The 8,118-nt window shown below is 64.8% G+C and carries 12 protein-coding genes and 3 tRNA genes; 3 read left to right on the forward strand and 12 right to left on the reverse strand.

All coding sequences use genetic code 11. The annotated features are described in order from the left end of the window. The first annotated feature begins 63 nt into the window (after positions 1–63). Both VMV82_10765 and aroA read left to right on the forward strand, forming a co-directional pair. Positions 64–453 (forward strand): hypothetical protein, encoded by a 390-nt coding sequence (locus tag VMV82_10765; protein HUY42033.1) that lies wholly within the window; start codon positions 64–66, stop codon positions 451–453. A 50-nt stretch (positions 454–503) separates the two neighbouring features. Then, positions 504–1,757, forward strand: a complete 1,254-nt coding sequence (gene aroA, locus VMV82_10770; GenBank protein ID HUY42034.1) for a 3-phosphoshikimate 1-carboxyvinyltransferase — start codon at positions 504–506, stop codon at positions 1,755–1,757. Here aroA and VMV82_10775 read toward each other — a convergent pair. The 4 genes from VMV82_10775 to VMV82_10790 are packed head-to-tail and all read right to left on the reverse strand — an operon-like array spanning position 1,729 to position 4,053. Continuing rightward, entirely contained in the window at positions 1,729–2,007 is a 279-nt protein-coding gene (locus VMV82_10775) for a hypothetical protein (GenBank protein HUY42035.1), read from the reverse strand. The genes aroA and VMV82_10775 overlap by 29 nt on opposite strands. A gap of 7 nt (positions 2,008–2,014) precedes the next feature. Continuing rightward, positions 2,015–2,344, reverse strand: coding sequence for an FmdB family zinc ribbon protein (locus VMV82_10780; GenBank protein HUY42036.1), 330 nt, complete (start codon positions 2,342–2,344; stop codon positions 2,015–2,017). A gap of 8 nt (positions 2,345–2,352) precedes the next feature. After that, on the reverse strand, positions 2,353–2,853 hold the full coding sequence (locus VMV82_10785; protein ID HUY42037.1) for an SRPBCC family protein: 501 nt from the start codon (positions 2,851–2,853) through the stop codon (positions 2,353–2,355). 9 nt (positions 2,854–2,862) lie between these two features. Next, positions 2,863–4,053, reverse strand: coding sequence for a M20 family metallopeptidase (locus tag VMV82_10790; GenBank protein ID HUY42038.1), 1,191 nt, complete (start codon positions 4,051–4,053; stop codon positions 2,863–2,865). Positions 4,054–4,130: 77 nt separating this feature from the next. On the opposite strand from VMV82_10790, the gene VMV82_10795 reads away from it, so the two are divergent. Continuing rightward, positions 4,131–4,877 carry a hypothetical protein gene (locus tag VMV82_10795; protein ID HUY42039.1) on the forward strand — a complete coding sequence of 249 codons (747 nt, stop codon included), beginning with the start codon at positions 4,131–4,133 and terminating at the stop codon, positions 4,875–4,877. Here the strand turns inward: VMV82_10795 and VMV82_10800 are convergent. The 8 genes from VMV82_10800 to VMV82_10835 form a co-directional block, all read right to left on the reverse strand. Then, positions 4,874–5,980 carry an alkaline phosphatase family protein gene (locus VMV82_10800; GenBank protein ID HUY42040.1) on the reverse strand — a complete coding sequence of 369 codons (1,107 nt, stop codon included), beginning with the start codon at positions 5,978–5,980 and terminating at the stop codon, positions 4,874–4,876. The genes VMV82_10795 and VMV82_10800 overlap by 4 nt on opposite strands. Before the next feature lie 111 nt (positions 5,981–6,091). Next, positions 6,092–6,643, reverse strand: coding sequence for a YdeI/OmpD-associated family protein (locus VMV82_10805; GenBank protein ID HUY42041.1), 552 nt, complete (start codon positions 6,641–6,643; stop codon positions 6,092–6,094). A gap of 36 nt (positions 6,644–6,679) precedes the next feature. Further along, a tRNA-Ser gene (locus VMV82_10810) sits at positions 6,680–6,770 on the reverse strand. A gap of 66 nt (positions 6,771–6,836) precedes the next feature. Further along, positions 6,837–7,292, reverse strand: a complete 456-nt coding sequence (gene tadA / locus VMV82_10815) for a tRNA adenosine(34) deaminase TadA (protein ID HUY42042.1) — start codon at positions 7,290–7,292, stop codon at positions 6,837–6,839. 37 nt (positions 7,293–7,329) lie between these two features. Beyond that, positions 7,330–7,403: transfer RNA gene (locus VMV82_10820), tRNA-Arg, on the reverse strand. Between the two features lie 6 nt (positions 7,404–7,409). Next, complete coding sequence (locus VMV82_10825) at positions 7,410–7,646, reverse strand: hypothetical protein (protein ID HUY42043.1); 237 nt, start codon at positions 7,644–7,646, stop codon at positions 7,410–7,412. A 29-nt stretch (positions 7,647–7,675) separates the two neighbouring features. Next, positions 7,676–7,747 (reverse strand) — tRNA-Met (locus VMV82_10830). A 128-nt stretch (positions 7,748–7,875) separates the two neighbouring features. Next, the coding region (locus VMV82_10835) for a tyrosine-type recombinase/integrase (protein HUY42044.1) at positions 7,876–8,118 on the reverse strand (243 nt) is incomplete at its 5' end.

The raw sequence follows: 8,118 nt of genomic DNA on the forward strand, positions 1-8,118 counted from the left end.
AACAAGAAGCGTAGGGGACCGAGCAAGTGTGGGTTTAGTGGCTCCCTTGGGTAATGATGACCTATGAACACGATTGCACGTATGGCGAGTGCAGGACTCTTCGCGTCCGCGCTCTGCCTTCTTCCTGCCATTGCGATGGCGCAGACGGCTCAGAACGGGATGAATCAGACAACGTCGACCATGACGGCGGCTCCGCCTGCGGGCACCGTGACCGCTGCTCCCGGGACGACGATGAATCCGAACCCCAATGCCTCTCCGGCAAATGGCGTGAACGCCGGTTCGAGCGCAGGCCCCGGGTACCCGGTACCCACGGCAAGTCCCGGCTACGTAACCACGACGACGACCGAAACCACCCGCCCCAGCGGCGGCTGGTGGGGATGGCTCGGCTTGATCGGACTCTTCGGACTCTTCGGGCTCTTCGGTCTCGCTCGGAGATCGCGCCCGGTCGTCTAGACGCTCTTCGCGCGCGGGAAGGTACCCACGCAGCGTCCAAACGCGCGCGCGTGGTCTCCTTCCCCCGCGGCTCTCTGCGCGGAACGATCGCCGTTCCCGCAGACAAGTCGATCTCGCATCGCGCGCTCATCCTTCAAGCCTTTGCTCGCGGCGCATTTGCGATCGAGAACCTCAACCCCGGCGCAGACGTTCTCGCGACGCAACGGGCGTTGCACGCTCTCGATCCATCCTTCGACAGGCTCAGGATGACACCCGACGAACGGCGGGGCGCGGTGTGCGAGATCGCGTGTATGAACTCCGGGTCGACGGCGCGCATGCTTCTCGGTGTCTGCGCGGGAGCAAACGTTCACGCACGCTTCGACGGTGACGCGTCGCTGCGACGTCGGCCGATGGAGCCGGTGGCAGCGCAACTGCGCGCTTTCGGAGCGCGCATCGAAACCGCCGACGGCCACCTGCCCCTCGAGATTTTCGGATGCGAGCGCATCCAGACACGCCGCTTCATCTTGCTCTCGCCCTCGGCACAGGTGAAGTCGGCGCTGCTCTTCGCGGGGCTCTTTGCGGGCGTGCAGATCGGCATCGCCGGCGACGCCGGCTCGCGCGATCACACGGAACGCCTGTTGCGCTACCAAGGCGCGCAGATATCGTGGAGCGGCAAAGGCGCCGACTTCGCCGCGCCGCCGTCACGCTTCAAGAACCTACGCATCGCGGGAGACTTCTCCGCCGCCGCATTCTTCATCACCGCGGCAACGATCGCGCCGGGGAGCGAGCTCACGATTCGCGACGTCGGCGTCAACCCGACGCGCACGGGTCTCCTCGACGCACTACGCCTCATGGGAGCCGACATCGAGCTGCGCGAGGAGCGCGAGCTTTGCGGCGAGCCTATCGCCGACGTTCTCGTGCGCCACGCCGGACTACACGGCGTCGCAATCGAGCGCGATCTCGCGCTGCGTGCGATCGACGAGATCCCTCTGCTCGCCGTTGCCGCCGCGTTCGCTCACGGCGAAACCACGATCGCCGGCATCGGAGATCTTCGCACCAAAGAGTCGGACCGCATCGCGGCGATCCAGGGACTTCTCGGCGCAACCGGCATCGCGTCCCGCGCAACGCCGACCAGCATCGTAATCGCGGGCGGCAGACCCGAGGCGGACGGAACGCTCGCACGCTCGCACGACGACCACCGGATCGCGATGGCGGCGGCGGTGCTCGCCTGCGCGGCGGGTCCGATCGAGCTCGATGACGCGAGCAGCGTCGACGTCAGCTTCCCGGAGTTTCTCGCTACCCTCCGACAAACGCGCGAACCATAGCGCGCACGCCATCGTCGGCGCGGCGCAGCGCGATCTGCGCGCGCACGATCAAGACATTGGCTTTCACGGCATCGCGTTGCAGCTTCGCTAGCGTCGCCCGCGCGCGCGAGAAATCGATCGCGGGAAGCGACACCGAGGCAGCCCGCCGGCCGAGCCTGCGCGCCTCGAGCGCGAGTCGGATGCCGCCAATGGCGACGAGCAAGGTCGCGCTCGCGGTGGCCCCGACGACGAGCCAGAGGCCAGGGGACACGAATCGCCTACGCCGCCGAGTCGGATGGCGTGCCGCCGCCCGAGGGCTTCTCCGGTTTGGGATCCGCCGGTTTCGCGTCGCCCGGTTTCGCGTCGCCCGGCTTCGCATCGCTCGGCTTCTCCGACTTTGCATCAGTGCTCGTTGAAGCGTCGTCGCTCTTCTTGCGCGAATCGGTTGCGTAGAAGCCCGAGCCCTTGAAGACGATCGGCGCCGGATTGAAGACGCGCTGCAACGGCCCGCCGCAGACGGGGCACGTGCCCGCGAACGGTTCGCCGAAACCGTGGCGAACTTCGCTGACCTTGCCGCATTTCGTGCAGCGATAATCGTAGAGCGGCACGGTACCGCCTACAGATCGGCGAGCACGGCGCCGTTGCGCCGGTATTCGACCAAGCCCTTGAAGTTCGTCATCGCGCCTTGCAGCTGCGAGAGCAGTCGCCGTCCGCGACGCCACCATCGCACAGCGGAGAAGAATCGCCCGTGATAGGCCGGGTAACTGAGGCGCACGTGAAGCCGCGAGATCGCCGTCTTCCGCTCGACGCGAAACTCCACGCGCCGCCGCACGGAAAATGCACCGACGAGCGAGAGGTGATGGTTGCTGATGAACTGGTCGACCTCGTAGAGCTGTTCCTCCTCACCCGGAACCGTGGAACGCACCACGACTTCGCTGCCGAGCGCGATCGGCTCACCGGAGTCCACGCGCCTGGCGCTGCGGAGGAATGACAGCCACACGGGCCACTTCTCCACAGAGCAGAGGAGCGAAAAGACGTCCTCAGGAGGGGATTCGAGGTCCACGCTCGCGGTGAGCGATCGCATTCCGCGACCGAACGTCGGCGAAAGGATCGACATAATATCCTCTTAACTTCGGGCGGCCGCCGCGCCGAGCCTCCCTGCACCGACGCCGAGCGCGAAGGCCACGAGCGTACGTATACCTACCTGGAGAGCCCCCTCGTCAATGAGAAACTGCGCGCCGTGTGCGGGATGGATCGCGCCCAGCGCGTCGTTGCGCACGCCGAGGCGCACGAGCACCCCGGGAACGCGCCGCGCAAAATACGCGAAGTCCTCCGCACCCATCGTGGGCGGCAGAGCGCGCACGTCGACGTCCGCATGCTCGCGTGCATAGCGCGCAAACTGCCCGGCAAGCTCCGCATCGTTCACGACCGGTGGGTAGCCGTAGATCACGCGCACTTCCGCCTGCGTGCCGTACGCCGCCGCAACGCCTTCGACGATGCGGCGCACGCGGCCCTCGAGCTGCTCGCGCACAACGGGATCGTGCGCGCGCAACGTTCCGGTCATGCGCACCTCGTCGGCGATGATATTATTGCGATACCCTCCGGTTATCGTTCCGATCGTCACGACGACGCTACCGAGAGGATCGGTCTCGCGCGACGCGATGTTCTGCAACGCGAGGACGATCGCGCAAGCGGCCGGAATCGCGTCGACGGCGGTGTGCGGCGACGCCCCGTGTCCTCCTTTTCCGCGCACGACGATCTCGAGCTCGTCTGCCGAAGCGTTGACCGGCCCCGGAGCGATCGAGACCGAACCTGTTTCGAGCCGGATATCGACGTGGAGCATCGCGATCGCATCGACGACAGGATCGTCGAGCACGCCTTCGTCGATCATCGGCTGCGCGCCGCCCGGCCCTTCTTCCGCCGGCTGGAACAACAAGACGACGCTGCCCGCGAGCGTCTCGCGCTGCGCGGCCAGCACGTGGGCGGCCCCCAGCAGCATCGCCGTATGGGCGTCGTGGCCGCAGGCGTGCATCACGCCGGCGACGCCGGAGGCAAAGGCTAGCCCCGTACGCTCCTGCACCGGCAACGCATCCATGTCTGCACGCAGCGCGGCCACACGGCCCGGCTTGCCCCCACGAAGAACGCCTACCACGCCGGTACCCGCGACCCGCCGATGGGGAATGGCCAGACGATCGAGCTCCTCCTCGACGAGCGCCGCGGTCGCGTGCTCTTCGAAACCAAGCTCCGGCGTGCGATGGATCGCGCGTCGTAGCTCGATCGTGCGGGCGACGATGAAGTCGTTGGGTTGAACAGCCATCGATCCAGCCTTCCGGCGCCGACGTTTCTCGCACCTCTTCAAAGGCACTTTCGCTCGCCGTTGCAGAAGAGCATCGGGTGCTCCCCCCGGACCTCGCGCTCGCGCTGCTCATCAATCGGACCGCCGATGCGTACGGTACCAATCCGCCCGCCTACATCGTCTACCGCGAGAGTACGCGGGTCGTCGCTCCGACCCTCGGGCGTACGCAGGAGATCGACCGCCGCGTCATCGCCCGCAACGCCGACGACGCGGCCGTCATGAACGATATTCCGGGCGGCGCGCGGCGTATCGGCCAAGCGTTTCCGATCATTCCGTACTTCGATCCGTTCTCGCAGTTCTATTTCAGCTACTACGCAAACCTCAAACGGGTCGACATCACGCTGCAGCGCGGAACGCCGATGCAGCTTTCGCCGCCGCCGCCGAATCCAGGCGTGGACGTCGTCTTTCCGTACGTATCGTTCTGGAGCGTGTCGTACGCCGCAGACTCAACTCCGGACCGACTGCATTTTTCGATCGTCCCGACCCCGCGCGGCGGCGAGGGGATGTACCCGAGCGACGTCGTCGAGGATCCGCAGACGCATCTGCCGTCGCACATCGTGCTGCGCGACAGCGCGAGCGACATGACGATCGCGATGGATTACTCCATCGTCGACGGGCACTGGATGATCACGCACGGCACTTTCACTGCTACCGAGCACGCGCTCTTTTTGACGTTCGTCGTCACGGCAGACGTGACGTACGACGCGTTCTCGTTTCCGTCATCGCCGCCGGCGGAGGCAGCGGTTCTTCCACCGCCCACGCCGTCGCCTGCGTCCTCCCCTTAAGGAACGCGAAAGAGCGGCAGCATCGGCCATACGCCGGCCGCTCCAGCCTGGCGCAGATACGTGTGGATCCCGAAGGCATCTTCCACCGTTCGCAGCAGCGAATAGTGGCTGTACGGCGTGTTGTCGACCACGTGCCGAGGCCCGTGATTGGTTATGACGACGGTTGCGATATGTCCGCCGCCGCGGTTCGCGGGGTCGTGGGGATTATTTCCGCAGCATCCGACGTAATCGAGAACCGGGAAGTGCCCGTCTTCGTCAAACGTGATCACGATTGCCGCGTTCGACTTCGCTCGCCACACGGGCGAGGCCATGATCCGTTGCGTGATGGCCGCGATATTCTGATCACCGCGCCAGATCAGCTTTCCCAGGTGGCTGTACTGGCAGTTCTGCGGCGTTCCCGGTTCGTCGGCTCCGTGCATCTCGTTGCAAAGGTTCGGGATGATCAACGAAAAGTTCGGGACCTTGCCGCTGCGCAGGTCGGCGTAGAGCTGGGCGAAGTCGACGAGGTGTTGCGCGCGATGCGGATCGCGCTGCACCGATGCGAAGTTGATGAACCCCGAATGCTTTGCCGCATAGACTTGGAGCGTCGGCGGCACGCCCCGCGCGTGCGGATCGGCGGCGACGACTGCGAGCGAGCCGGCGTGCGGGAGAGATTCGTTGTAGTTCTTCCAGCTCAGGCCGGCACTTTCGAGCTGCGTAGCGAGATTCGGCGCATCGATCGTGTGGTTGACGTATCCTGGCTTGTTGCTATCCGGACACGCGGGGTTCGCATCGTGCGGGGTGCAGAAGTACCCGTCATCGTCGCGAATGCCGTAGGTGTAGCCGCCGATGAACGCGACGTAGTTCGGTTCGCTCGGGTGCGTTTCGGCGTAAAAATCGGTTGCGTTGCCGTATTCGTGGGCGAGGCGCGTAATCGTCGGCGCATCGCTGCTCCCGACCACCTGGCCGTAGTCCTTGTTCTCCTCGATGATCACGAAGATGTGCGCGTAACGCGGCACAGCGAGATCTCGGCGCGTCGGCACAGACGACGCGCGCGAAGCCGCCACCCCTAAGCCGGCACTGAACACGGCGACGAGCAATGCGAGCACGGCAACGTTTTTCATGCCCACGTATTTCGCGCACGGTTTTCTCAAGCCTCCAGACGGCATGAGAATCCGCATGCCTGGCTTGCGGTGTCTCTTTTTCTTCGGCGGAGAAGTCTGTTTGCTCTGCTCCTATTCTCGAACGCGACGCAGCATAAACTCATAGACATTCACACAACAAGGGCGCCGCTTTCCCGCGGAAAGCTGCTCGACGGTCCGTGTGACCCGGCGGGCCCGGGTCTCAGCGCTCTTGGTCGAATCGATCCAGCGGATCCAATCGCGACGACCGTCGGGAGTGAGGTCCTTCCACAACGCGTTTGCTTCGCGGGAAGCGGTAAGGGCGCCACGGAGATCGGCAGGGATTCTCGGTTTAGGCTCTGGTCCCAAGATAGCGAGTTTTACCGTGTCGCCCGCGTCGGCACCGGCGCCCTCGCGCATGGCCTTGTTCACGCGCAGCTGGTGGCCTCCGGACGTGTTGGCTTCTAGCGCCGCTCGGAAAGGATGACCGTTCATCGTGCCTTCAACCTTGGTCATGCCGCGCAGTTCCTTACTGACCGCCGCCGGGACGTTGAGCAGGGTCCGGCGACCGGCCGTCGCCGCCTTGGAATGTCGAACGAGCCGTGCCTTGAAGCGCAGGACTGATGGACCGCCGCCGCCTTTATTCCCACGTGTTGCTTTGTCCATGATGAGCCTCTCGACGGTTCGAGCAAACAACGAGACTGGCGGAGAGGGAGGGATTCGAACCCTCGAGAGGCTCATCACCTCTGCCCGCTTTCGAGGCGGGTGCCATCAACCGCTCGACCACCTCTCCACGCGCGAAGTACAGCAGATTCCCGCCCTCATCCTTCGACGAGCTCAGGATGACGCGAGTGAAACGCTAGCGGCGTGCGCGAAAGAAGCGCTGCAGTTGTTCCGAGGCCTCGCCTTCGAGCACGCCGGCGGTAACGGCGAGACGATGGTTCGTCTTGGGCGAGCGCAGTACGTCGAATGCTCCTCCGTCAGCGCCGCCCTTTGGATCGCGCGCCGCATAGACCAGGCGCTTGACACGGGCGGCGAGGATCGCCCCCGCACACATGACGCAGGGCTCCTTCGTTACGTACAAGGTCGCATCGCCAAGGCGCCACACGCCGAACGCTCGGGAAGCCTCGCGTAGAACGAGCATCTCCGCGTGCGCGGTCGCGTCGCGCTGGAGCTCCTTCTCGTTCTGTGCTTCGAGGACCACGTCGCCGCAGATGAGGACCGCGCCGACGGGAACGTCGCCCGCGTCGACGGCGCGCTGCGCGAGCGCGATGGCGCGCCGCATGTACATCTCGTCGATGCTGCTCATCGTCATCAACGATATCATGCCAAGATCGTCGGCAGAAGAAAATTGCGCTCGAGACGATTCGAACGTCCGACCCCTGCCTTCGGAGGGCAGTGCTCTATCCAGCTGAGCTACGAGCGCGCGTTCCTACCGAGCCGCGTCGGGCGGTGAACCCGCGCTCGGCATATGCTTGAACAGATCCAGCTTGTGGTCGACCAAGGTGCGGTAGAACTTGCGCACGCAGTCGGGATGACCGAAGAAATACGTGCGCGCGTACGCGAGATCGTCGCCCGAGCTATCTGGGACGTAGTGCGATATCTCGATCTCTTCCATCTGGCTGCGGTCAACCGGATGGGGGCAGAAATCGCAAGGGATGGTGGACATAGAGAAAGAGTACCTTATTTTAAGAACTTTGGCTCGGGTAGGACTCGAACCTACGACCAAGGGCTTATGAGTCCCCTGCTCTACCACTGAGCTACCGAGCCATAAACGGTCCAAAATCTAGATTTTACCAGGGTTTGCGCTACAGCACCCTCCTGCCCGAACGATTGCCGCGGGGGGTTGGTTGCATTTTGGTTGCATCCGTGCGCGGTTTCGGTGCAATCGCCTGGGTTCACGGCCGCCGGTTCTCGCCTGCCGCCCGGCGTGCCTGCGCCTGATCGAAGGCGTCGCCGAGCGCCGCAACGGCCCGCTCCTTGGAGCCGGGCAGGCAGTGCCCGTAGAGCCGCAGTGTCGTGGAAACGTCTGCATGGCCCATGATCGCAGCGACGGAGTTGATGTCGGCTCCGTTGATCAGCGACTGCGTGGCGAACGTATGCCGGAGCGAGTGCAGCGTCACGCCGACGCTCTTCACGCC

The sequence above is a fragment of the Candidatus Dormiibacterota bacterium genome, from assembly GCA_035532035.1.
Classification (GTDB): Bacteria; Vulcanimicrobiota; Vulcanimicrobiia; order Vulcanimicrobiales; family Vulcanimicrobiaceae; genus Tyrphobacter.

Excerpts from the sequence above, each read along its gene's own strand:
- VMV82_10765 (HUY42033.1), top strand. The coding sequence starts at position 64 with ATGAACACGATTGCACGTATGGCGAGTGCAGGACTCTTCGCGTCCGCG.
- VMV82_10785 (HUY42037.1), bottom strand. The coding sequence starts at position 2,853 with ATGTCGATCCTTTCGCCGACGTTCGGTCGCGGAATGCGATCGCTCACC.
- VMV82_10790 (HUY42038.1), bottom strand. The coding sequence starts at position 4,053 with ATGGCTGTTCAACCCAACGACTTCATCGTCGCCCGCACGATCGAGCTA.
- VMV82_10800 (HUY42040.1), bottom strand. The coding sequence starts at position 5,980 with ATGAAAAACGTTGCCGTGCTCGCATTGCTCGTCGCCGTGTTCAGTGCC.
- VMV82_10805 (HUY42041.1), bottom strand. The coding sequence starts at position 6,643 with ATGGACAAAGCAACACGTGGGAATAAAGGCGGCGGCGGTCCATCAGTC.
- tadA (HUY42042.1), bottom strand. The coding sequence starts at position 7,292 with ATGACGATGAGCAGCATCGACGAGATGTACATGCGGCGCGCCATCGCG.
- VMV82_10825 (HUY42043.1), bottom strand. The coding sequence starts at position 7,646 with ATGTCCACCATCCCTTGCGATTTCTGCCCCCATCCGGTTGACCGCAGC.